Raw genomic sequence first — 22,206 nt, 5'->3', positions numbered from 1 at the left:
GCCTGGACACCGCGCTGACCCGGCTGGTCGGTGTCGAGCACCCGGTCGTGCAGACCGGCATGGGCTGGGTCGCCGGTCCCCGGCTGGTCTCGGCGACCGCCGAGGCGGGCGGGCTGGGCATCCTGGCCTCGGCCACGATGACCTATCGCGAACTCGAAACCGCGATCGCGGAAGTGAAGCTGCGCACCGCCAAGCCGTTCGGCGTCAACCTGCGTGCCGACGCGGCGGACGCCGGGGAGCGCGTCGACCTGCTGATCCGCACCGGGGTCAAGGTGGCCTCCTTCGCGCTGGCGCCGCGCAAGGAGATGATCGCGAAGCTCGCCGACCACGGGGTCGTGGTGATCCCGTCGATCGGTGCCGCGCGGCACGCGGAGAAGGTCGCCGCGTGGGGCGCCGACGCGGTGATCGTGCAGGGTGGCGAGGGTGGCGGGCACACCGGGGGAGTGGCGACCACGCTGCTGCTGCCGTCGGTGCTGGACGCGGTCGACATCCCGGTGGTCGCGGCCGGTGGTTTCTACGACGGCCGGGGGCTGGCCGCGGCGCTGGCCTACGGCGCGGCCGGGGTCGCGATGGGCACGCGGTTCCTGCTCAGCAAGGAGAGCACGGTGCCGGACGAGGTCAAGCGCCAGTACCTGGAGCAGGGCTTGAGCGGCACGGTGGTGACCAGGCGCGTCGACGGCATGCCGCACCGGGTCCTGCGCACCGAGCTGGTGGAGAAGCTGGAGCGGACCGGCCGGGTCCGCGGCACCGCCCAGGCGGTCCGCAACGCGCTGCGGTTCCGCCGGATCACCGGCCTGTCGGTGCCCGCCATGGTGCGTGAGGGCCTGGCCATGAAGCACGGCAACGACCTGTCCTGGAGCCAGCTCGTGATGGCCGCCAACACCCCGATGCTGCTGCGCGCCGGGCTCGTCGAAGGGCGTACCGACGCGGGAGTGCTAGCGTCGGGTCAGGTCGTCGGCATGATCGACGACCTGCCGACGGTGGCGGAGATAGTCGAGTCGACGGTGGCCAAGGCGGAGGAGATCCTGCGGCGGCTGGGCCGGGAAACGGAAGGGCAGTCGTGCGGCTGAAGGTCGGTTACAAGGCGTCCGCGGAGCAGTTCGGGCCGCGGGATCTGGTCGAATACGCCGTGCGCGCCGAGGAACTGGGTCTCGACTCGGTGATGGTGTCGGACCACTTCCTGCCGTGGCGGCACGAGGGCGGGCACGCCCCGTTCGCGCCGGCCTGGATGGCGGCCGTGGCCGAGCGGACCAGCCGGGTGCAGATCGGCACGAGCGTGCTCACCCCGACCTTCCGCTACAACCCGGCGGTGATCGCGCAGGCCTTCGCCACCATGTCGCTGCTGTCGAACGGCCGCGTGATCCTCGGGGTGGGCACCGGCGAGGCGCTCAACGAGATCGCCGTGTCCGGGCGCGAGTGGCCGGAGTTCAAGGAGCGGTTCGCGCGGCTGCGCGAGGCGATCCGGCTGATGCGCGAGCTGTGGACCAGCGACGACGTCTCCTTCGACGGCGACTACTACACCCTGGTCAACGCCAAGATCTACGACCGGCCGGAGCAGCCGGTGCCGGTGTACGTCGCGGCGGGCGGGCCGGTGGTGGCCAAGTACGCCGGCCGCGCCGGGGACGGCTTCATCTGCACCTCGGGCAAGGGCATGGACCTCTACACCGGGAAACTGCTGCCCGCGGTGGCGGACGGGGCCGAGGCCGCGGGCCGGGACCCGGCCGGGATCGACCGGATGATCGAGATCAAGCTGTCCTACGACCGGGACCCGGAACTCGCGCTGGCCAACACCCGGTTCTGGGCGCCGCTGTCGCTGACCCCGGAGCAGAAGCACAGCGTGTCCTCGGCCGAGGAGATGGAGCGCCTGGCCGACGAACTGCCGATCGACCAGGTCGCCAAGCGGTGGATCGTCGCCTCCGACCCGGACGAGGCGATGGCCCAGATCAAGCCGTACCTCGACGCCGGGCTGAACCACCTCGTCTTCCACGGCCCCGGCCACGACCAGGAACGCTTCCTGACCCAGTTCACCGAAGACGTCCTGCCGAAACTCCGCGACGCGGCCTGATCGTCAGAGCCGCTCGATGATGGTGACGTTGGCGGTGCCGCCGCCCTCGCACATGGTCTGGAGGCCGTAGCGGCCGCCGCGGCGTTCCAGTTCGTGCAGCAGGGTGGCCAGCAGTTTGGTGCCGGTCGCCCCGATCGGGTGGCCGAGTGCGATGCCGCCGCCGTTGACGTTGACCTTGGCCGGGTCCGCGCCGGTTTCGTCGAGCCAGGCCAGTACGACGCTGGCGAAGGCTTCGTTGACCTCGAACAGGTCGATGTCCTCGATGGACAGTCCGGTTTTGCGCAGAGCGTGCGCGGTGGCCGGGATGGGGCCGGTCAGCATCCAGATCGGGTCGGCGGCGCGCACCGAGAGGTGGTGGATGCGCGCCCGGGGGGTGAGCCCGTGTTCGGTGACGAATGATTCGGACGCGATCAGGGCGGCGCTCGCACCGTCGGAGATCTGGCTGGCGACCGCGGCGGTCAGCCGTGAGCCTTCGCTGAGCGGCTTGAGGCCGCGCATGCGTTCCAGGCTGGTGTCGCGGCGGGGGCCTTCGTCGTGGCGGAAGTCGTCGACCGGGACGATCTCGGCGTCGAATCGTCCTTCGTCGATGGCGGCGAGGGCGCGCTGGTGGCTGGCCAGTGCGTAGGACTCCATCACTTCGCGGGTGATGCCCCAGTGCTCGGCGATCATGTCGGCGCTGCGGAACTGCGAGACTTCGGCGGCGCCGTACCGTTCTTGCCAGCCCTTCGAGCCGGAGAACGGGTTGTCGAAGCCGTATTCCCAGCCGGCGAGCATCGCGGCGCTGATCGGGATGCGGCTCATGTTCTGCACGCCGCCCGCCAGTACCGCGTCCTGCGTGCCGGACAACACGGCCTGCGCGGCGAAGTGCACGGCCTGCTGGCTCGAGCCGCACTGCCGGTCCACGGTCACCCCGGGCACGTGGTGCGGAAATCCCGCGGCGAGCCAGCAGGTGCGCGCGATGTTGCCGGCCTGGGGGCCGAGGGTGTCGGTGCAGCCGAGGATCACGTCGTCGACCAGCGCCGGGTCGACGCCGGTGCGCTCGACGAGGGCTTTGATGACGTGGGCACCGAGATCGGCCGAGTGCCAGCCGGACAGCGCGCCACCACGCCGTCCGACGGGCGTGCGGACCGCGTCGATGAGAAAGGCTTCGGGCACGAAAGCTCCTAGGGGTGCTGGCTGCTGACGGAGACGACTTCGCCGGTGAGGTAGCCGGCGTAGTCGCTGGCGAGGAAGACCATGACGTTGGCGACTTCCCACGGTTCGGCCGCGCGGCCGAACGCTTCGCGTTGCTCGAGGTCGTGCAGGAGTTCGTCGCTGGTCACCTTGGCCAGGAACGGGTGCATGGCCAGGCTGGGCGCGACCGCGTTGATCCGGATGCCGTGCTCGGCGGCGTCGAGTGCCGAGCAGCGGGTCAGCGCCATCACCCCGGCCTTCGCGGCGGCGTAGTGCGCCTGACCGGCCTGGGCGCGCCAGCCGATCACCGACGCGTTGTTCACGATCGCCCCGCCGCCGCCCTGCTCGGTGAACTTGCGCAGCGCCGCGCGGGTGCAGCGGAACGTGCCGGTCAGGGTGATGTCGAGAACGCGAGACCATTCGTCGTCGGTCATCTCCAGCACGGACTTCGTACCACCGAGCCCGGCGTTGTTGATCATCACGTCGATCCGGCCGAAGTGACCGGCCGCGCCGGAGATCAGCGCCTGGACCTGGTCCTCGTTGGTGACGTCGCAGGCGATCGCGTGCACCTTGCCGAGTTCGGCGAGTTCGGCCGCCTTCTCCGCGAGGCGGCGTTCGTGCCAGTCGCTGATCACCACGCTCGCGCCTTCTTCGAGGCAGCGTTTCGCCACGGCCGAGCCGATGCCGGTGCCCGCCGCGGCGGTGATCACCACGACCTTGCCCGCGAGCAGGTCGTGGCCGGGCGGGTATTCGGGGATCTGCGGGGTCTGCGGGGTCACTGACGCGCCTCCCTCGGCAGGCCGAGCACGCGCTCGGCGATGATGTTGCGTTCGATCTCGTCGGAGCCGCCGTAGATGGTGTCGGCGCGGGTGAACAGGAACAGCCGCTGCCACTCGTCCAGTTCGGCGCCATCGCCCACCAGCGAGCGAGCGCCGCGAGCGCGCATGGCCAGTTCGCCGAGGCCGCGATGCCATTGCGCCCACAGCAGTTTGCCGACGGCGACCTCCGGCCCGGCGTCGCGGCCCAGCGTGCGCAACGCGTGCGCGCGCAGCACCCGCAAGCCCATGCGCGCCCGCGCCAGGTCGGCCCGCAGCAGCGGATCGTCGTAGGTGCCGGTCCGCTTGGCCTCGGCGACGACACCGTCCAGCTCGCGCCGGAAACCGATCTGCTGGCCCAGCGTCGACACCCCGCGTTCGAAGCCGAGCGTGGCCATGGCGATCCGCCAGCCGTCGCCGGGTTCGCCGACCACCAGCTCGGCGGCGGTGCGCGCGTTGTCGAAGAACACCTCGTTGAACTCCGAGGTGCCGGTCAGCTGCACGATCGGGCGTACGGTGACGCCCTCCTGGCGCAACGGCACCAGCAGGTAGGACAGGCCGTGGTGCCGCTTCGAGCCCGCTTCGGTCCGCGCCACGACAAAGCACCAGTCGGCCACGTGCGCCAGCGACGTCCAGATCTTCTGGCCGTTGATCACCCAGTCGTCACCGTCGCGGACGGCGGAGGTCGACACGGCGGCGAGGTCGGATCCGGCGCCGGGCTCGGAATACCCCTGGCACCAGAGTTCTTCGACGGCAAGGATCTTCGGCAGGAACCGGGCCTGCTGCCCCGGCGTGCCGAACGCGATCAGGGTCGGGCCGAGCAACTGCTCGCCGATGTGGTTCACCCTGGCCGGCGCGCCGGCGGCCGCGTACTCCTCGTGGAAGGCGACCTGTTCGTCGAGGGACAGGCCGCGGCCACCGAACTCGGTCGGCCAGCCCACCCCCGTCCAGCCAGCGGCCGCCAGATGGCGTTCCCAGGCCAGGCGCAGGTCGAACGCCTCATGTTCCCGTCCCGGACCACCCAGTCCGCGCAACTGCGCGAACTCGCCGGTCAGGTTGTCGCCGAGCCAGTCCGCCACCTCGCGGCGGAACCGCGCCAGGCCGGATCCGCCGTGGTCCACGCGTGCCTCCTCTGTGTCGTCCCGGGAACGGCGCCGGTGCGCTAGCATAATAAGAACACGTTCTAATTTCTCGGTCCAGGGGAAGGTGCGATGGGGCAGACGACGATCCCCGCCGTCCTGCGGGACGCCTCGGCCAGATTCGGTACCGCGGAAGCGCTGGTCGACGGCGTGCTCCGGCTCGACTTCACCCGGCTTCTGCACCGTGTCCAGCAGGTGGCGCGGGCTTTTGCCGCGTGCGGGATCCGGCCGGGTGACCGTGTCGCGATCAATCTGCCCAACACCCACCACTGGGTGCTCGGCGCGCTGGGGGCGCACTACGCGGGCGCGGTACTGGTGCCGGTCAACACCCGGTTCACCGCGGCCGAGACGGTGGATCTGCTGGTCCGCGGCCGGGTCCGCGCACTTGTCGTGGCGGCGGACTTCCTCGGCGCCGACCGGTACGCCGCGATCCGCGCCACCGCGTCCGACCTCCCCGACCTGGAGACCGTGGTACGGGTTCCGCTGGAGGAACCGCACCGGCCGGTGCCCGGCACGCTCGGCTGGGACGAGTTCCTGGAGCTGGCGGAACGTGTTCCAGTTTCCGAGGTCGAGAAGCGCGCGGACGCCGTCGCGCCGGACGACGTCAGCGACATCCTGTTCACCTCGGGCACCACCGGCCGGTCCAAGGGCGTGCTGTCGGCGCACCGCCAGGTCGTGGCCGTCGCCGCCGCGTGGGCGGACTGCGGTGCGGTCACCGCGGACGACCGCTACCTGGTGATCAATCCGTTCTTCCACAGCTTCGGGTACAAAGCCGGGATCGTGGTCGGCCTGCTGACCGGGGCGACCATCGTGCCGCGGGCGGTGTTCAACGCCGCTTCGGCGCTGGAGGTGATCGAGCGTGAGCGGATCTCGGTCCTGCCCGGCGCCCCGACCGTCTTCCAGTCGTTGCTGCACGAGCCGACCAGGGCGGACCGCGACCTCTCGTCGTTGCGCCTGGCCGTCACCGGTGCCGCCACCGTTCCCGCGTCGCTCGTCCGGCGCATGCGCGGCGACCTCGGGTTCGACACCGTGCTGACCGCCTACGGCCTCACCGAGGCGGTGGTGGTGACGATGTGCCGGCCGGGGGACGACGCGGAACTGGTGGCGAGCACGTCCGGCCGGGCGACCGCGGGGTTCGAGGTGGCGATCCAGGGATCATCGGGTTCACCGGGCTCACCGGGTGAGGTAGTGCTCCGGGGCCCCAACGTGATGCTCGGTTATCTCGACGACCCCGAGGCGACCGCGAAGGCCGTCGACGAACACGGCTGGCTGCACACCGGCGATCTCGGCGTGCTCGACGACGCCGGAAACCTGAATATCACCGGCCGCCTCAAGGACATGTACATCTGCGGCGGGTTCAACGTCTACCCGGCCGAGATCGAACACGCCCTGACGGAACTGCCCGGGGTGCGTGACGCCGCGGTCGTCGGCGTGGCGGACGAACGGCTGGGCGAGGTCGGCAAGGCATTCGTCGTCCGGGACGGCACCGGCCTGACCGAGTCGGCGGTCCTCGACTACTGCCGCGAACGGCTCGCCAACTACAAGACTCCGCGGTTCGTCGAGTTCCTGGACGAACTGCCCCGCAACGCTTCCGGCAAGGTGCTGAAGCGGCTGCTCAGTGAGGAGAAGAAATGAGCGTCAACGGCGCGTCCGCCGATGCCGTCCGGTACGAGCGGCGGGGACCGGTGGCGGTGGTCACGATGAACCGTCCCGACTACCGCAACGCCCAGAACTCGGCCATGACGTACGCGCTCGACGACGCCTTCACCCGAGCCGTCGACGACGCCGAGGTCAAGGTGATCGTGCTCGCGGGGGCGGGCAAGCACTTCTCCGCCGGGCACGACATCGGCACGCCGGAGCGGGACGTGGATCGCACCTTCGAACGGCGCGCGGTGATGTGGTGGGACCACACCGACCGGGCGGGCGGCGACCAGCGCTTCGCCCGGGAATCCGAGGTGTACCTGGGAATGTGCCGCCGGTGGCGGGAGATCCCGAAGCCGATGGTGGCCAGCGTGCAGGGCGCGTGCATCGCGGGCGGGCTGATGCTGGCGTGGGTGTGCGACCTCATTGTGGCGGCCGACGACGCGTTCTTCGCCGATCCGGTGGTGCGCATGGGCATTCCCGGCGTCGAATACTTCGCGCACCCGTGGGTGCTGGGTCCTCGCGCGGCGAAGGAGGTCCTGTTCACCGGTGAGCGGTTCAGTGTCGAGCAGGCCAAGGAGTGGGGCATGATCAACCGGATCGTGCCGCGCGCCGAGCTGGAACAGCGCACCATGGAACTGGCCGAAAAGATCGCCGCGATGCCGCAGTTCGGGCTGGCGCTGGCGAAGAAGGCGGTCAACCAGGCCGAAGACCTGATGGGCCTGCGGTCCGGAATGGACTCCGTGTTCGGCCTGCACCACCTCGCCCACGCGCACAACGCGGAAACCTCGGCGGACTCGCTCGGCGGGCAGTCGGCGCGGTCCATGCGGGACGCGAACAAGGGGGCTTGATGGACCTGGACATCGACAAGGCGTCGGCGAATTTCCGTGACGAGGTGCGCGCATGGCTGGCCGAGCACGTTCCGCGGCCCGCGCTTGCCTCGATGGATACCGCCGAGGGTTTCGCGCGGCACCGCGAGTGGGAGGCCGAACTCGCCGAGGCGCGGCTGTCGGTGGTGTCGTGGCCGCGTGAGTACCACGGCCGCGACGCGTCGATGTTGCAGTGGTTGCTGTTCGAAGAGGAGTACTACGCGGCGGGCGCTCCGGGGCGGGTGAGCCAGAACGGGATCTTCATGCTGGCGCCGACCCTGTTCGCGCACGGCACGCGGGAGCAGCGCGACCGGATCCTGCCGCCGATGGCCCGCGGTGAGCAGGTGTGGGCGCAGGCCTGGTCCGAACCCGAGGCAGGCAGCGACATCGCCGCGTTGCGCAGCACCGCGGTGCGCACCGACGGCGGCTGGCTGCTGTCGGGGCAGAAGACCTGGAGTTCGCGGGCGGCCTTCGCGGATCGCGCGTTCGGCCTGTTCCGGTCGGATCCGGAAGCGCAGCGCCACCACGGGTTGACCTACTTCATGTTCGACCTCCGCGCCGACGGCGTCACCGTGCGCCCGATCCCGCAGTTGGACGGTGAGCCGGGCTTCGCCGAGATCTTCCTCGATCGGGTGTTCGTGCCTGATGAGGACGTGATCGGCGAGCCGGGGCAGGGCTGGCGTGTCGCGATGACCACGGCGAACAACGAACGCGGTCTGTCGCTGCGCAGCCCCGGCCGGTTCCTCGCCGCGGCCGACCGGCTGGTGGACCTGTGGGTCGACGCCGACCGGCCCGCCTCGGCCGAGAGCCGGGTCGCCGACGCCTGGATCGGTGCCCGTGCCTACCAGCTCTACACCTTCGGCACGCTGAGCAGGCTCGCCGACGGCGGTGAACTCGGCCCGGAGTCCAGTGTGAACAAGCTGTTCTGGTCACACCTCGACGTGGAACTGCACGAGACGGCGCTCGATCTGCTCGGCCCGGCGGCGGAAACCGACGAGCGCTGGGTGCCGGGCTATCTGTTCTCGCTGGCCGGGCCGATCTACGGCGGCACGGATCAGATCCAGCGGAACACGATCGCGGAACGGTTGCTGAAGCTGCCGAGGGAGGCGCGGCGATGAGGTTCCAGCTTTCCCCGGAACAGCGGCAGTTCTCGGCCAGCCTGCACGAGTTGTTGTCCGGCGCCGACACCCCCGGCGTGGCGCGGGCGTGGGCGGAAGGGCGCCATGAGCCCGGCTTGAAACTCTTGCGCCGCCTGGCCGAAATCGGCGTACCGGCACTGCTCGTCCCCGAGGAGGCGGGCGGTCTTGGCGCTACGCCGGTGGATGTGGTGGTGGCGTTCGAAGCGCTCGGGTACCACGCCGTGCCCGGACCACTGGTCGAGTCGGTGGTGGTCGCGCCCACCGTGCTCGGCGCGTCGTCGGATCGGCGGCTGTCCTCGCTCGCCGAAGGGGAACTGCTCGCGACCGTGCAAGCGCCGCCGGAAGTGCCGCTGGCGCTCGACGCCGACGTCGCCGATCTGGTGCTCAGCATGAACGACGGCGCGGTCGGTGAGGTCGTCACCCCACGTCTCGAACGCGTCCGGTCCATCGACCCCGCCCGTCGACTGTTCACAGTGGACGGAGAAGTACGGCTCCTGGATGCCGATGCGGCACGAGCGTTCGATCTGGGGGTGCTGGCCGTCGCGGCGCAACTGCTCGGGGCCGGGCAGTGGCTGCTCGACGCCTCGACCGCCTACGCGAAGCAGCGCAGCCAGTACGGTCGGCTCATCGGCGAGTACCAGGCGATCAAGCATCTGCTCGCCGACGCCGTCACCCGGATAGAACTGGCACGCCCGCTGGTGTACGCCGCCGCTGTCGCCCCTGATTCCTTGTTGTCCCGGGACGCCTCGGCGGCCAAGGTCGGTGCCGCCGAAGCCGCGAACCTGGCCGCGCGCACCGCGCTGCAGGTGCACGGCGCCATCGGCTACACCGCCGAGCACGACCTCGGGCTCCGGCTGACCAAAGTACGGGCACTGGCGGGAACCTGGGGGAGCGGGACGTTCCACCGGGCACGGGTGCTCGCGGCCGTGACGGGATCTCGATGACACAGACAGACTTCATGGAAACGGACGAGGCGCGGGCGTTGCGCGAGGCGGTGCGAGGACTCCTGGCCCGGCGGTCCGGGCCGGAGGCCGTGCGGGCGGCCATGGACTCACCGCTCGGATACGACGACAAGCTGTGGTCCACGCTGTGTGAACAGATCGGAGTTGCCGCGCTCGGTATTCCGGAACAGTACGGCGGTGTCGGTGCCACGCTGGCGGAAACGTGCGTTGTCCTGGAAGAACTGGGACGAGTTCTCGCCCCGGCCCCGATGCTGGGCTCCGGCGTGCTGTCCGCGCAAGCCGTACTCGCCACGCAGAACGAAGACGCCTGCGCTCGCCTGCTGCCCGACATCGCGTCCGGTGACACGCTCGCCGCACTGGCCTGGTCCACAGAGGACGGTGACTGGTCGCTCGACAAGCCCGCCTGTGTCGCGGAATCCGGGAAGATCCACGGACGCGCGCACTATGTGATGGACGGCGACCTCGCCGACGTACTCCTCGTCGTGGCTCGCGATGGCGACCAGGTAGGACTGTTCGAAGTGGACCCAGCCGACGTCCGCCGTGAGCGGGTCACGACCATGGACCCCACCCGGCGGCTCGCCGTGGCCGAGTTCACGGCGACCCCGGCCCGGCGCCTCGACACCGGAAACTTCGCACAACCACTGCGCCACCTTCGCGACACGACGATCATCGCGCTGGCCGCCGAACAGGTCGGTGCCGCCGCGCGGGCGCTGGAACTGACGGTCGACTACACCAAGCAACGGCACCAGTTCGGCAGGCCGATCGGCAGCTTCCAAGCGCTCAAACACCGTATGGCCGACCTGTACGTCCACGTCGAAGCGGCCCGCTCAGCCCTGTACGCCGCGGTCACCACCGCGGTGATCGGAGGTGACCTGTCGGCCGACGCGGAGACCGCGAAGGTGGTGTGCAGCGAGGCGTTCGAGCACGCCGCGGCCGAGATGATCCAGCTGCACGGCGGCATCGCCATCACCTGGGAACACGACGCGCACCTCTACTTCAAACGCGCCCACGGCACCGCCCTGTTCCTGGGCCAGCCGGCCGCCTACCTCGTCGACCGGTAGACCACCTCGTTTCCTTGCGGTACAGGAGCACGAGTGGCACGAAGTAGACGGCGGCGATGCAGGTGCCCACGAGGACCGGGCCGGTGGCGCCGAGCGCGGATTCCAGTGCGTACCCGGCGATCCACGACCCGATCGCGGTGCCCAGGTTGAACGAGGACGTGCTCAGCGCCGACGCGAGGGTCGGTGCCTGGTCGGCGTAGCGGACGGCCATGCCGATCAGGACCGGGTTCGTCGCCATGCCGAACAGGCCGAGCAGCACGATCAGCGCGATTGTGACGATCGGGTCCGCGGAGAACAGGCAGAGTGCGCCGAGTACGAGGAACGTCGCTGTCGCCGAGGTGAACAGCACCGCGTAGGGACGGCGCGCGCCGAGACGACCGCCGAGGTTGGAGCCGACAAAGGCGCCGAGTCCGTAACCGACGAGCACCAGGGGGACCGCCGCGGCGGCGAGCCCGCTGTTCGTGGTGAGCAGGGGCGAGATGAAGCTGTAGGCGGCCAAGGACGAACCGCACACGATCACGCAGCCCGCGAGGACGAGCCAGATGCGTCCGTCGCGCAGGCTCGCCAGTTCCGCTCGCACGGAGGGCGCGGGCCCGGTGCCGCGGTCGGTGGCGACCTGGCGGTAGACGATGATCGCGGCGGGCAGGGCGAGGGCCGCGAGCGCCCAGAACGTGCCGCGCCAGCCGATCGTCTGACCGGCGAACGCGCCGATCGGAACCCCGATGACGTTCGCGAGCATGCCGCCGCCCAGCACGATGCCGAGAGCCCGTGAACTGGCCGCCGGACCCGCGGCCTTGGCGCCGACGACAGCCGCGACCGCCCAGAACGCGCCGGTCGCCAGCGCGGTCGCGAACCGGGCACCGAGAATGACCGGGAAGCTGGAGCTGACCGCGACGACGACGTGCCCGATCGCGTAGATCACCAGTGCGAGGCTCAGCGTCGTCCGGTGCGGCAGCTTGAGGGTGAGGACCGCCATCGACGGGGTGCCGACGATCATGCCGATCGCGAAGACGGTGATCGTCAGCCCCGCGTCGGCGACGGTGATCCCGAGGTCCTGGGCGATGCCGGGCAGGATGCCCGCGACGACGAATTCCGTAGTGCCCATGAGGAAGACCCCGGTGGCGAGCACGTAGGTCACGAAGGGCAGGCGGCCGGAACGCGGTGACGGCGGCGCGATGGTGGGCATGACGGAAGCTCATCAGGTCCGCGCGGGGGGAGGGAGTCCCGGCCGAGAGGTGTACCGGCTGTGCACCGGAGACCGGCGGGAGAGCAACCTGCCCAAGCTACCGCGTGGTGGCCCGGTGTGGGAGTTACTGTCAGTACGTCCCTTCCCAGAGCCTCCCACCCACGCGGGCGGTGTGGTGTCGTCGACCGCATGTCGCCGATTCCTCCTACGCCGGACAGTGCCTCGACGGCCCTGTCCCGGCGCACGTTCATCGCCGCCTCGGCGGTCGGCGGGGCCGCCGCCGTCGCCGGACCGTCGTTGCCGGGCGCCGAACCCGGCGCGACCGCCGAGGAGTTCGGCAGTCCCGTCACGATGACGGTGAACGGCACCCGCCACACGGTCACCGTGGACAACCGCACCTCGTTGCTGGACCTGCTGCGTGAGCACTTCGGCCTGACCGGGACGAAGAAGGGCTGTGACGCGGGTGCGTGCGGGGCGTGCACGGTGCTGGTCGACGGGCAGCGCGTCAACGGCTGCCTGACCCTGGCGGTCCGGCTGGAGGGCGCGGAGGTCACCACCATCGAAGGCCTCGGCCAGGACGAGCTGCACCCGTTGCAGCAGGCGTTCATCGACCAGGACGCGTTCCAGTGCGGGTTCTGCACGCCGGGGCAGATCATGTCCGGGGTCGGGTGCGCGCGAGAGGGCCACACCGGGTCACCGGCGGAGATCCGGGAGTGGATGAGCGGGAACATCTGCCGCTGCGGCTGCTACGTGAAGATCGTGAAAGCCGTCCAGCAGGCTGCGGGGGCGTGATGTTTCCTTTCGCCTACAGCAAAGCGGCGAGCGTTCAGGAGGCGGTCGCGGCCGGGCAGCGCGGTGGCCGGTACATCGCGGGCGGCACGACGCTGGTCGACCTGATGCGCGAGACCGTCGAACGCCCGGACACCGTGGTGGACATCGGTGGCTTGCCGCTACGCGAGATCACGCCCACCGGGAACGGCGGACTGCGGCTCGGTGCGCTGGTGCGGATGTCGGAGGCGGCCGCGGACCAGTCGGTGCGTGAGGCGTTCCCGGTGATCACCGAGGCACTGGAGCTGAGTGCGTCGGCGCAGCTGCGGAACATGGCCACGCTCGGCGGCAACATCATGCAGCGCACCAGGTGCACGTACTTCCGCGACGTGACCGCGGCGTGCAACAAGCGCATTCCGGGCTCGGGCTGTGCCGCGCTGGACGGGGTCAACCGCAATCACGCGATCCTGGGTGGCTCCGATCTGTGCGTGGCCACCCACCCGTCGGACGTCGCGGTGGCGTTCGCCGCGCTCGACGCGAGCGTGCATCTGCTCGGCGTGGAGGGGGAACGGCAGGTCGCGTTCGCTGATTTCCTGTTGCCGCCGGGAGACACGCCCGATCGGGAACAGGCGTTGCGGCCGGGTGAGCTGATCACCGCGATCGAGATCCCCGCCCAGCCGAGGCCGCTGCGGTCGGGGTATCTGAAGGTTCGGGATCGGCAGAGCTACGAGTTCGCGCTGATCTCGGCCGCGGTCGCCCTGCACGTCGAGCGCGGGGTGATCCGCGTGGCGAAGGTCGCCGCCGGCGGGGTCGGCACCGTGCCGTGGAAACTGCCCGCGGTGGAACAGCGCCTGGTCGGGCAGCGGCCGTCCCCTCGCCTGTGGGCGTCGGCCGCCGCGCTCGCGGCTGATGGGGCCAAACCCTTGTACCACAACGGGTTCAAGGTCGAATTGCTCAAGCGCACGGTGGAACGCCAGCTGCGCGTCGTAGGAGGTGGCCGGTGACCCTGCAGCCGGAGAAGTTCGTCGGCACCCCGCAGTCCCGAGTGGACGGACGGCTGAAGGTGACCGGGCAGGCCCGCTACGCCGCCGATCACGGGATCGACGGGGTGGTGTACGCGGCCGTGGTCGACAGCAGTGTCGGCCGTGGCCGCATCACGGGCGTGGATGCCGGTGCGGCGACCGCGCAGCCGGATGTGCTGGCGGTGATCAGCCACCTCAACGCGCCTCGACTGCCCTATGTGGACAATCCTGGGTCGAACAACCCGCCGGGCACGCGGTTGCGGGTGTTCCAGGACGACCGGGTGCGGTTCTTCGGCCAGCCGGTCGCGGTCGTGGTCGCCACCACGCTGGCGGCCCAGCACGCGGCGGGCCTGGTCAGTGTGTCCTACACCGCCGAACAGCCGTCCACCGACCTGGGTACCGCTCCGGCCGACCCGCCCACGACGTACGCGCGTGGTGACGCCGACGCCGCACTGGGAAACGCCCCGGTGCGGCTGGAGATGGAGTACCGGCTCGCGCGCAACCACCACAACCCGATGGAACCCCACGCCACCATCGCTCGCTGGCACGGCGCAAACCTGACGGTGTGGGACAAAACGCAGTGGGTGGTCGGTGGTACGCAGCAGGAACTCGCCGCTGTGTTCGGCATTCCGCAGACCGCGGTCCGGGTGATCTCGCCGTTTGTCGGTGGTGCGTTCGGCAGCGGGCTGCGGGCCTGGCCGCACACCACGATCGCGGCGCTGGCCGCCAGGGTCACCGGCCGCCCGGTGAAGCTGGTGCTGTCGCGGCGGCAGCTGTACTTCGGCACCGGGTTCCGGCCCGCCTACACCTACCAGGTGCGGGTGGGCGCCGACCGGCATGGCCGGTTGTCGGCGATGACACACGACATCCGCGGTGAGACGTCGAGCTACGAGACGTTCAGCGAGGCGATGCTGGCGCCGGGGCAGATGCTCTACAGCATGCCCAACGTGTCGCAGGCGTACGCGACGGTGCCGCTGGACGTGAACACGCCGATCTGGATGCGTGGTCCCGGGTACGCCAGCGCCGCCTTTGTCATCGAGTCCGCGATGGATGAACTGGCGCACGAACTGCGCATCGACCCGATCGAGCTGAGGCTGCGCAACGAGCCCGGCTCCGACGAGTCCAGCGGGCTGCCGTTCTCCACCCGGCGGCTGCGCGAGTGCTACGAAGTCGGTGCCAGGGAATTCGGCTGGCGGCGCCGCAATCCCCAGCCCAGGTCCACAACGGACGGTGACTGGCTGGTCGGCACCGGCATGGCCGCCGCGGTCTACGACACCGCCCGCGCGCCGGCGCAGGCCCACGTCCGGCTGCACGCCGACGGGACCGCGCTGGTGCAGTCCGCGACCAGCGACATGGGGCCGGGTACCTACACCTCCATGCCGCAGGTCGCCGCCGACGCGCTCGGGCTGACCATGACGGCGGTGAACTTCCAGCTCGGTGACTCGATCATGCCGCCGACGCCGCCGCACGGCGGGTCGATGACCATGGCCAGCGTCGGTTCCGCGGTCAAGGACGCCTGCGACAAGGTGCGCGGCCAGGCCATCGAGCTGGCCGTCGGCGATCCGCGCTCGCCGCTGCACGGTGTCGATGCCGCCGACGTCCTCGTCCGCGATGGACGGATGCGGGTGAAGAACGACCCGACCCGCGGGGAGACCTACCAACAGTTGTTGTCCCGCCACAACCGCGAGCACCTCGAAGTGATCGGCTCCTGGGGACCGCCGCAGGAGGAACGGTTCTCGATGTACGCCTACGGGGCGGTTTTCGCCGAGGTCGCCGTCGACGCGCGGCTCGGCCTGGTGCGGGTGCGGCGCATGCTCGGCGTGTACGACGCGGGCCGGATCGTCAACCCGAAACTCGCCGACAGCCAGGCACTGGGCGGCATGGTCGGCGGCATCGGTTCCGCGCTGCTCGAACACACCACCACCGACCCGCGTGACGGCCGGATCACCAACGCCAACCTCGCCGGCTACCTCGTGCCCGTCAACGCCGACGTGCCCGACCTGCGCGCGGTCTACCTCAACGGCGACGACCCGGAAGCCGATCCACTCGGCGTCAAGGGCCTCGGCGAGGTCGTGCTCGTTGGCGTGGCGCCCGCCATCGCCAACGCGGTCTTCCACGCCACCGGCCGCCGGGTCCGTGACTTCCCGATCACCGCCGAAGCACTGCTGTGACGCGAGATCAGCCGGACATCGTGTCGGTGGCGGACTCCGCTTCCCTGGTGGCGGCCCAGGAGGCGAGCAGCCGGAGGCCCTCGGCGGAGGGCGAGCCGGGCTCGGCGGTGTAGATGGTGAGGGTGAGCCCGGGTTCCGCGGCCATTTCCAGTCCTTCGTAGGCGATGGTGAGTTCACCGACCGCGTGGTGGTGGAAGCGCTTGGTGCCGGTGCCGTGGTGGCGGACGTTGTGCGCGCCCCAGCGGGTGCGGAATTCGTCACTGCGGGTGGACAGTTCGCCGACCAGGTCGTGCAGGGCCTTGTCGTGCGGGTCGCGGCCGGCCTCGGTGCGCAGGATGGAAACGGAGATGTCGGCGGCCTGGTCCCAGTCGGGGTAGAAGCGGTGGGAGGCGGGGTCGAGGAAGTTGAACCTGGCCAGGTTGAGCTGGTTGCGGGGCGAGTCGTAGACGTCGCTGTAGAAGGCGCGGGCGAGCTGGTTGGCGGCGAGCAGGTCCATGCGGCCGTTGCGGACGAAGGCCGGTCCGGCGGTGATCGCGTCCAGCGTCCACTGCAGACTGCCGCGCGGGGTCCACGGCCTGCTGCTGCGGCGGCGTGGCCGGGTGAGCGTGTCGGAGCCGTCCGCGGCCTGGGCCAGGTGCAGCAGGTGGGCGCGTTCGGCTTCGTCGAGCTGGAGTGCCGTGGCGACGGCCTCGAGCACGGCGGGGGAGACACCGGCCAGCGTGCCGCGTTCGAGCTTGGCGTAGTACTCGACGCTCATGTCGGCGAGCGCGGCGACCTCACTGCGCCGCAGGCCGGGTACGCGTCGCCGGGTGCCGGAGGGCAGTCCGGCCTGCTCCGGGGTGATCTTCGCGCGCCGCGAGGTGAGGAACTCGCGGACCTCGTCACGGTTGTCCACCCCTCGACCGTACGTCCACCGCGCCCGCGGAGGGATGTACTGCCGGTACATCCCCCGATAGTGACTCGCTGCGCACGTGGGTGCGGGGTTGACTGGTGACGTTCGAAGAACCAGCCAGGTAAGGAAACCCATGCGCGGCGCAGTGATCCACGCTCCCGGCGATGTCCGCTTCGACACGCTGGACGACCCGAAGATCCTCCACCCCACCGACGCGATCATCCGCACCGCGGTCACCTGCGTGTGCGGTTCGGACCTGTGGCCCTACCGCGGGCTGGAACCGATCGGCGGCGCGCACCCGATGGGGCACGAGTACGTCGGCTTCGTCGAGGAGGTCGGCAGCGAGGTCACCGCGGTCGAGCCGGGCCAGTTCGTCGTCGGCTCGTTCGCCACCTCGGACAACACGTGTGCGAACTGCCGCAACGGCTTCCCGTCGAACTGTTTGAAGCGCGAGTTCATGAGCACCTGCCAGGCGGAGTACGTGCGCATCCCGAACGCGCAGGGCACCCTGGTCGCCACCGACGGGGCACCGGCGGAACAGTTCTGGCCGGGGCTGCTCGCGGTGTCCGACGTCATGGGCACCGGCTGGTGGGCCGCCGAGGCCGCCGAGGTCGAGCCCGGCGCCACCGCGGTGGTGGTCGGTGACGGCGCGGTCGGCCTGTGCGGGGTCATCGCCGCCAGGGAAATGGGTGCGGAACGGATCATCGCGATGATCCGCCACGAATCCCGGCAGCGGCTGGCCCGCGAGTTCGGCGCCACGGACATCGTCACCGAACGCGGTGACGACGGCGTGGCCGCGGTGAAGGAACTCACCGGCGGCATCGGCGCCGACGCGGTGCTCGAATGCGTCGGCACCGACCAGGCCATGCGGCAGGCACTGCGGTCCGCGCGCCCGGGCGGCAACGTCGGCTTCGTCGGCGTCCCGCACGAGGTCGCCATCGACGGCCAGGAACTGTTCTTCTCGCACGTCGGCCTGCGTGGCGGTCCCGCCCCGGTGCGCCGTTACCTGCCCGATCTGATCGACCGGGTGCTGGCCGGGCGGATCGACCCGGGCAAGGTCTTCGACCTCACCCTGCCACTGGACCAGGTCGCCGAGGGCTACCGGGCGATGGACGAACGGCGCGCGATCAAGACCCTGCTCAAGCCCTGAGACTGTGATGACCAACTACGCACTCGTTGGCGCCGGACATCCCCGGGCGGGCGTCGTACCACGCCACCAAGCACGGGGTGATCGGTTTGACGGGGGCGGTACTGCCCGTCGACGGCGGTTACGTCGCCCGATAGCGTCGCCCGATCGCCGCGCTTGATTGCGGCGTCTGATTTCCAGGAAGGAACGACATGGAATTCGTCCAGTCCCAGCCCACCAGCAAAGCCCCCGCCGACTGGTTCACCGGCGACGTGTGGTGGGACGTCATCGTCGCCGGCCAGGCGCCGTCGCGGATGCGGGTGAACCTGGTCCGCTTCTCGCCCGGTGCCCGCACCAACTGGCACTCCCACGCCGTGGGCCAGACCCTGCACGTGGTCTCCGGTGTCGCACTGATCGGCACCCGCGACGGCGCGGTTTTCGAGGCGCACCAAGGCGAAACCGTCAGCTGCCCACCCGGCGAGGAACACTGGCACGGGGCCGCTCCCGACCGCTTCATGGAACACCTCGCGATGTGGGAAACCACCGGCGACGACACCCCGGAAACGCAGTGGGCCGAACCGGTTACCGAGCAGCGGTACGGCAGCACCCGCACCCGCAACCGCTGACGCCGCGACGATTGTCGTCAGCGGTGAACGGCGAACCCGCGTCCGTGGACGTGCAGAGCCGCCGTCCGGATACCCGCCCCGGCACCACCGAACCTGGTTCCGGCTGGGCCTGCAACGACGTGCGGGTCAACCTGCTGTGCTTGGCGTTGACCACGCTGCTGCGCGCACCGTTGCCGGAGGTACTGGGCGAGTGCGTGGATCCCTTTGGCGCTTCGAAGAAATGGGCGTGGCACGGTTATTCGAACTCTTACACCACTGTGGACGGTCGCCGGAAGCCGGGATCGGCGAGATTTCACGTTGTGTCCCGCGCCGGTAAGGTCTCTTTGTATTGATGAACTCGGTCATTGGGGGGACGGATGGTCGCGGTGTGGTCGTTGACCGAGCTGGAAGCCGTGTTCCGGCAGTGCTGGGACGAAAGAACCTGCGACCCGGCGGTCGCGTGGAAGCCCGACAACCCCGCTTCCGGGCATTGTGGTGTCACAGCGGTGGCGGTGACGGAACTCCTCGGCGGCGTGTTGCTCTGGGCAGAGGTCTTCCGGTGCGATGGTCGACCCGACGGGTTGCACTATTGGAACCGCTTGCCGAGCGGACTGGAGATCGACCTCACGCGCGACCAGTTCCGAGCCGGCGAATATTTCGGCTCGTCGTCCGTGCAACAGCCGCTCCGAGTCGCCTCCGCGCGAATGGCCACGCGCTACGACCTCTTCGCCAGCCGAGTACGAGCACGTCTGGGCGGTTCACTACCGGAAGGAATTCCAGACTGAGCCCCATGATGGGTGATTATCCGGCGAAGGCGCAAGCGTAGTTCACCTCCGCCGGCCACTGGAAGGGAGGCGCGTACGCGCTGGCCATCGGCACCTCCGCCCTCCCTCCTTGCCGGCAACAGCCGGTACCGGGGCCTGTCCCGAACCCTGCGCCAGACCGGCGCCTGACCAAGGCCGGCTAAGTAACACTTGAGCATTTGGTAACAGGTGTGCATTATTGCCAGCATGAATCCGACCGCGCTCGAGCCGTCGCGGGATCGTCGGGTGCGGCGGTCGCGGGCCGCGCTGATGCGGGCGGCGGTCGCGCTGGTCGTCGAGCGCGGTACGGCGGCGGTGCCGCTGTCCGACCTGGCCGAGGCCGCGGACGTGAGCAGGCGGGTGGCCTACCAGCACTTCGGCGACCGCGACACGTTGCTGCTGGAGGCCGCGCTCGACCTGGCGAGGCGGGAGCTGGTCCCGCGCCTGGCTGACGTTCCCGAGGACACCATCGGGCGGGAGCGGGCGCTCGTGGTGTCCCGGCACTTCGCCGAGCACCGGGCGTTCTACCGCGCCCTGCTGACCGGATCGTGTGCGTTCGCGGTGGACCGCGGGTTGATCGGCTTGCTGTTGCCGGTCAACCGCGACAGTCTCCGCCGGGTCTACGGAGAGCGGCTGGCGCCGTCGGCCATCGACGATCTCGCCACCTTCGTGACCGGAGGCGGGTCCGCGTTCTTCACCACCTGGGTGGTCGAAGGGCCGGAGCCGCTCGATCCGGAGGCGTTCACCGACCGGCTGATGTGCCTGATGTCCGTCCTGCTGCCTGGACCGGAGGAGACCCGATGCACCTGATCAGCCGGCTCATCCAGCGCAAGCTGAAGCTGCCCCCGCCGGTGACGCGGGACCTGGTGGTGCGACGCGACCTGCGCGTCCCGATGCCCGACGGGGTCGATCTGCTGGCGAACCGCTGGGCGCCGCGGGAGGGCGGCGACGGGCTGCCGATCGCGCTGATCCGCACCCCGTACGGCCGGAGCGGCATCTTCGGCGCGGCCATGGCCCGGCCGCTGGCCGAGCGCGGCTACCAGGTGCTGATCCAGAGCACACGCGGTGGCTTCGGCTCGGGCGGCACCTTCGACCCGATGCGGCAGGAACGCGCCGACGGCCTGGCCACGCTGGACTGGCTGGTGAAGCAGCCGTGGGCGGGCGACGCGATCGTGTTGTTCGGGCCGAGCTACCTGGGTTACGTGCAGTGGGCGGTCGCCGACCAGCTGCCGCCTCAGGTCAAGGCGGTGATCCCGCAGGTCACCGAATCGGCGCTGACGCTGGAATTCCTGCGTGCCGACGGCCTGTCGCTGGAGACCCCGTTCGTCTGGGGCGTGCTGGTCGGCATCCAGGAGCGCCGCCTGGCGATCCTGCGTCAGGCGTTCCAGGCGAAGAAGACGGCCAAAGCACTGCGGACGCTCCCGCTCGCCGACGCCGACCGCGCCGCGTTCGGCGGGCGCTCCGCCTACATCCAGGACATGCTCACCAACGATGCCGCCTCGTCACGCTGGTCCGGCTTCGACCACCGCGACCGGGTGGCCGGGGTGAGCGTGCCGGTCAGCTCGATCGGCGGCTGGTACGACATCTTCCTGCCCGGGCAGCTCCGCGACTTCCAGGCCCTCCAGGACGCCGGACGCCCGGCCCGGCTGACCGTCGGGCCGTGGACCCACGTCGAGTTCGACAACACCCCGTTCCTCGAGGCACTCGGCTTCGGGCTCGCGCACGCCCGCGGCGAGCAGCCACCACCGCGCCAACCGGTCCGGCTCTACGTCACCGGCGAGGAAGCCTGGCGCGGCTTCGACACCTGGCCGCCCGAAGGCTATGCGCCACAACGGTTCCACCTCCAGGCCGGTGGACAACTCGGCACCGGGGAGCCGAGTGAGTCCGAGCCGGACCGGTACCGCTACGACCCGGCCGATCCGACCCCGGCCGCCGGCGGCGTCCGCATGGTCAAGGACAGCGGCCGGGTCGACAACACCGCGCTGGAAGCCCGGCCGGACGTGCTCACCTACACCACCGGCCCGCTGGCCGAGGACGTCGAAGCCATCGGCGAGGTCGGCGCCGAGATCTGGTTCTCCTCCAGCCTTTCCCATGCCGACGTGTTCGTCCGGCTCTGCGACGTCGATTCGGCGGGCCGCTCCTGGAACGTCTGCGACGGCCTCACCAGCGTCACCGACGCCGACGGTGACACCCCGCGACGCGTGACCGTACGGCTATGGCCGACCGCCCACCGCTTCCGCCGCGGGCACCGGATCCGGGTACAGGTCTCCAGCGGCGCTTTTCCCCGCTACGCACGCAACCCCGGCACCGGTGAATCACCCGCGACCGCCACCACCATGCTGGCCGCCGACCAGAAGGTCCACCACGACCCCGCGCACCCGTCCGCGATCATCCTGCCGACCAGGACACCGGCGTAACAAAAGACGTTCGCGCTACCGGTCGTGCGCGCGGTTGCGCGCCACGCGCCAGACCAGCCGGATTTCCGAGATCAGCTCGAGTGGTTTGGCCGGAACGGTTTTCGGCAGTGAGCGGGCGAAGCGCAGCGGGTGCTTGCGGAAGCGGCGCAGCATCCGCTTCGGTTTGGTCGCCACGCGCTGGCGGAGATCGGCCAGGTACAGGGAGCGGATGTCGCGTTCGAGCGATTCACCGCATTCGGTGCAGGTGACCGCGACCACCAGGCGGCCGGCGTACACCACGTCGTGCCGGGTTTCGGTGTGGCACCGGGGACAGGTCAGCGCCACGTGTTCGACAGTGCTCATCATCGTTGCC

General features: G+C 70.2%; 22 protein-coding genes. 16 read left to right on the top strand and 6 right to left on the bottom strand.

Annotated elements, in window-relative coordinates:
* The first annotated feature begins 2 nt into the window (after positions 1-2).
* Positions 3-1,070 carry a nitronate monooxygenase family protein gene (locus YIM_RS33015; protein ID WP_153037397.1) on the top strand — a complete coding sequence of 356 codons (1,068 nt, stop codon included), beginning with the start codon at positions 3-5 and terminating at the stop codon, positions 1,068-1,070.
* Positions 1,061-2,065 (top strand): glucose-6-phosphate dehydrogenase (coenzyme-F420), encoded by a 1,005-nt coding sequence (gene fgd, locus YIM_RS33010; RefSeq protein WP_153034039.1) that lies wholly within the window; start codon positions 1,061-1,063, stop codon positions 2,063-2,065. The genes YIM_RS33015 and fgd overlap by 10 nt, the downstream gene beginning before the upstream one ends.
* Before the next feature lie 3 nt (positions 2,066-2,068).
* Here fgd and YIM_RS33005 read toward each other — a convergent pair whose 3' ends face one another.
* The 3 genes from YIM_RS33005 to YIM_RS32995 are packed head-to-tail and all read right to left on the bottom strand — an operon-like array spanning position 2,069 to position 5,174.
* Entirely contained in the window at positions 2,069-3,220 is a 1,152-nt protein-coding gene (locus tag YIM_RS33005; RefSeq protein WP_153034038.1) for an acetyl-CoA C-acetyltransferase, read from the bottom strand.
* Positions 3,221-3,228: 8 nt separating this feature from the next.
* Positions 3,229-4,017 (bottom strand): SDR family oxidoreductase, encoded by a 789-nt coding sequence (locus tag YIM_RS33000; protein ID WP_194239836.1) that lies wholly within the window; start codon positions 4,015-4,017, stop codon positions 3,229-3,231.
* Positions 4,014-5,174, bottom strand: a complete 1,161-nt coding sequence (locus tag YIM_RS32995) for an acyl-CoA dehydrogenase family protein (protein WP_370468904.1) — start codon at positions 5,172-5,174, stop codon at positions 4,014-4,016. Before YIM_RS32995 ends, YIM_RS33000 begins: the two co-directional genes overlap by 4 nt.
* Positions 5,175-5,264: 90 nt before the next feature.
* Here YIM_RS32995 and YIM_RS32990 point away from each other — a divergent pair, with 90 nt between their 5' ends.
* The 5 genes from YIM_RS32990 to YIM_RS32970 are packed head-to-tail and all read left to right on the top strand — an operon-like array spanning position 5,265 to position 10,864.
* Positions 5,265-6,827, top strand: coding sequence for a FadD3 family acyl-CoA ligase (locus YIM_RS32990; RefSeq protein WP_153034036.1), 1,563 nt, complete (start codon positions 5,265-5,267; stop codon positions 6,825-6,827).
* Complete coding sequence (locus tag YIM_RS32985; protein WP_153034035.1) at positions 6,824-7,684, top strand: enoyl-CoA hydratase; 861 nt, start codon at positions 6,824-6,826, stop codon at positions 7,682-7,684. Before YIM_RS32990 ends, YIM_RS32985 begins: the two co-directional genes overlap by 4 nt.
* The gene (locus YIM_RS32980; protein ID WP_153034034.1) at positions 7,684-8,820 is read left to right on the top strand and encodes an acyl-CoA dehydrogenase family protein; all 1,137 of its coding nucleotides are present in this window, start codon (positions 7,684-7,686) and stop codon (positions 8,818-8,820) included. The genes YIM_RS32985 and YIM_RS32980 overlap by 1 nt, the downstream gene beginning before the upstream one ends.
* Positions 8,817-9,785, top strand: coding sequence for an acyl-CoA dehydrogenase family protein (locus YIM_RS32975; protein ID WP_153034033.1), 969 nt, complete (start codon positions 8,817-8,819; stop codon positions 9,783-9,785). Before YIM_RS32980 ends, YIM_RS32975 begins: the two co-directional genes overlap by 4 nt.
* 14 nt (positions 9,786-9,799) lie before the next feature.
* Complete coding sequence (locus YIM_RS32970) at positions 9,800-10,864, top strand: acyl-CoA dehydrogenase family protein (RefSeq protein WP_153037395.1); 1,065 nt, start codon at positions 9,800-9,802, stop codon at positions 10,862-10,864.
* Here YIM_RS32970 and YIM_RS32965 read toward each other — a convergent pair.
* Positions 10,800-12,050 (bottom strand): MFS transporter, encoded by a 1,251-nt coding sequence (locus YIM_RS32965; protein ID WP_153034032.1) that lies wholly within the window; start codon positions 12,048-12,050, stop codon positions 10,800-10,802. The genes YIM_RS32970 and YIM_RS32965 overlap by 65 nt on opposite strands.
* Positions 12,051-12,239: 189 nt before the next feature.
* On the opposite strand from YIM_RS32965, the gene YIM_RS32960 reads away from it, so the two are divergent.
* The 3 genes from YIM_RS32960 to YIM_RS32950 are packed head-to-tail and all read left to right on the top strand — an operon-like array spanning position 12,240 to position 16,011.
* Positions 12,240-12,842, top strand: coding sequence for a (2Fe-2S)-binding protein (locus tag YIM_RS32960; protein WP_153034031.1), 603 nt, complete (start codon positions 12,240-12,242; stop codon positions 12,840-12,842).
* A complete protein-coding gene (locus tag YIM_RS32955; protein WP_153037394.1) occupies positions 12,842-13,822 on the top strand; it encodes a xanthine dehydrogenase family protein subunit M in 981 nt (326 codons plus the stop codon). Before YIM_RS32960 ends, YIM_RS32955 begins: the two co-directional genes overlap by 1 nt.
* Positions 13,819-16,011 (top strand): xanthine dehydrogenase family protein molybdopterin-binding subunit, encoded by a 2,193-nt coding sequence (locus YIM_RS32950; protein WP_194239835.1) that lies wholly within the window; start codon positions 13,819-13,821, stop codon positions 16,009-16,011. Before YIM_RS32955 ends, YIM_RS32950 begins: the two co-directional genes overlap by 4 nt.
* Before the next feature lie 7 nt (positions 16,012-16,018).
* Here YIM_RS32950 and YIM_RS32945 read toward each other — a convergent pair whose 3' ends face one another.
* On the bottom strand, positions 16,019-16,906 hold the full coding sequence (locus YIM_RS32945; protein WP_153034030.1) for a helix-turn-helix transcriptional regulator: 888 nt from the start codon (positions 16,904-16,906) through the stop codon (positions 16,019-16,021).
* 130 nt (positions 16,907-17,036) lie between these two features.
* On the opposite strand from YIM_RS32945, the gene YIM_RS32940 reads away from it, so the two are divergent.
* The 6 genes from YIM_RS32940 (at position 17,037) to YIM_RS32915 (ending at position 21,854) form a co-directional block, all read left to right on the top strand.
* Positions 17,037-18,053, top strand: coding sequence for a zinc-dependent alcohol dehydrogenase family protein (locus YIM_RS32940; protein ID WP_153034029.1), 1,017 nt, complete (start codon positions 17,037-17,039; stop codon positions 18,051-18,053).
* 188 nt (positions 18,054-18,241) lie between these two features.
* Positions 18,242-18,655, top strand: coding sequence for a cupin domain-containing protein (locus YIM_RS32935; protein ID WP_153034028.1), 414 nt, complete (start codon positions 18,242-18,244; stop codon positions 18,653-18,655).
* Between the two features lie 23 nt (positions 18,656-18,678).
* Positions 18,679-18,987, top strand: a complete 309-nt coding sequence (locus YIM_RS48710) for a hypothetical protein (protein ID WP_194239834.1) — start codon at positions 18,679-18,681, stop codon at positions 18,985-18,987.
* 42 nt (positions 18,988-19,029) lie between these two features.
* Positions 19,030-19,419, top strand: coding sequence for a hypothetical protein (locus YIM_RS32925; RefSeq protein ID WP_153034027.1), 390 nt, complete (start codon positions 19,030-19,032; stop codon positions 19,417-19,419).
* Positions 19,420-19,644: 225 nt separating this feature from the next.
* A complete protein-coding gene (locus tag YIM_RS32920; protein ID WP_153034026.1) occupies positions 19,645-20,247 on the top strand; it encodes a TetR/AcrR family transcriptional regulator in 603 nt (200 codons plus the stop codon).
* Positions 20,238-21,854: a CocE/NonD family hydrolase gene (locus tag YIM_RS32915; RefSeq protein WP_153034025.1), complete on the top strand. Its 1,617-nt coding sequence runs from the start codon at positions 20,238-20,240 to the stop codon at positions 21,852-21,854. The genes YIM_RS32920 and YIM_RS32915 overlap by 10 nt, the downstream gene beginning before the upstream one ends.
* Positions 21,855-21,869: 15 nt before the next feature.
* Here the strand turns inward: YIM_RS32915 and YIM_RS32910 are convergent, their stop codons facing one another.
* Entirely contained in the window at positions 21,870-22,199 is a 330-nt protein-coding gene (locus YIM_RS32910; protein ID WP_228004158.1) for a hypothetical protein, read from the bottom strand.
* Positions 22,200-22,206 lie beyond the last annotated feature (7 nt).

The sequence above is a fragment of the Amycolatopsis sp. YIM 10 genome (assembly GCF_009429145.1).
Taxonomy (GTDB): Bacteria; Actinomycetota; Actinomycetes; order Mycobacteriales; family Pseudonocardiaceae; genus Amycolatopsis.
The sequence above is the reverse complement of the archived record's forward strand: the minus strand, read 5'-3'. Positions and strand labels throughout refer to the sequence as shown.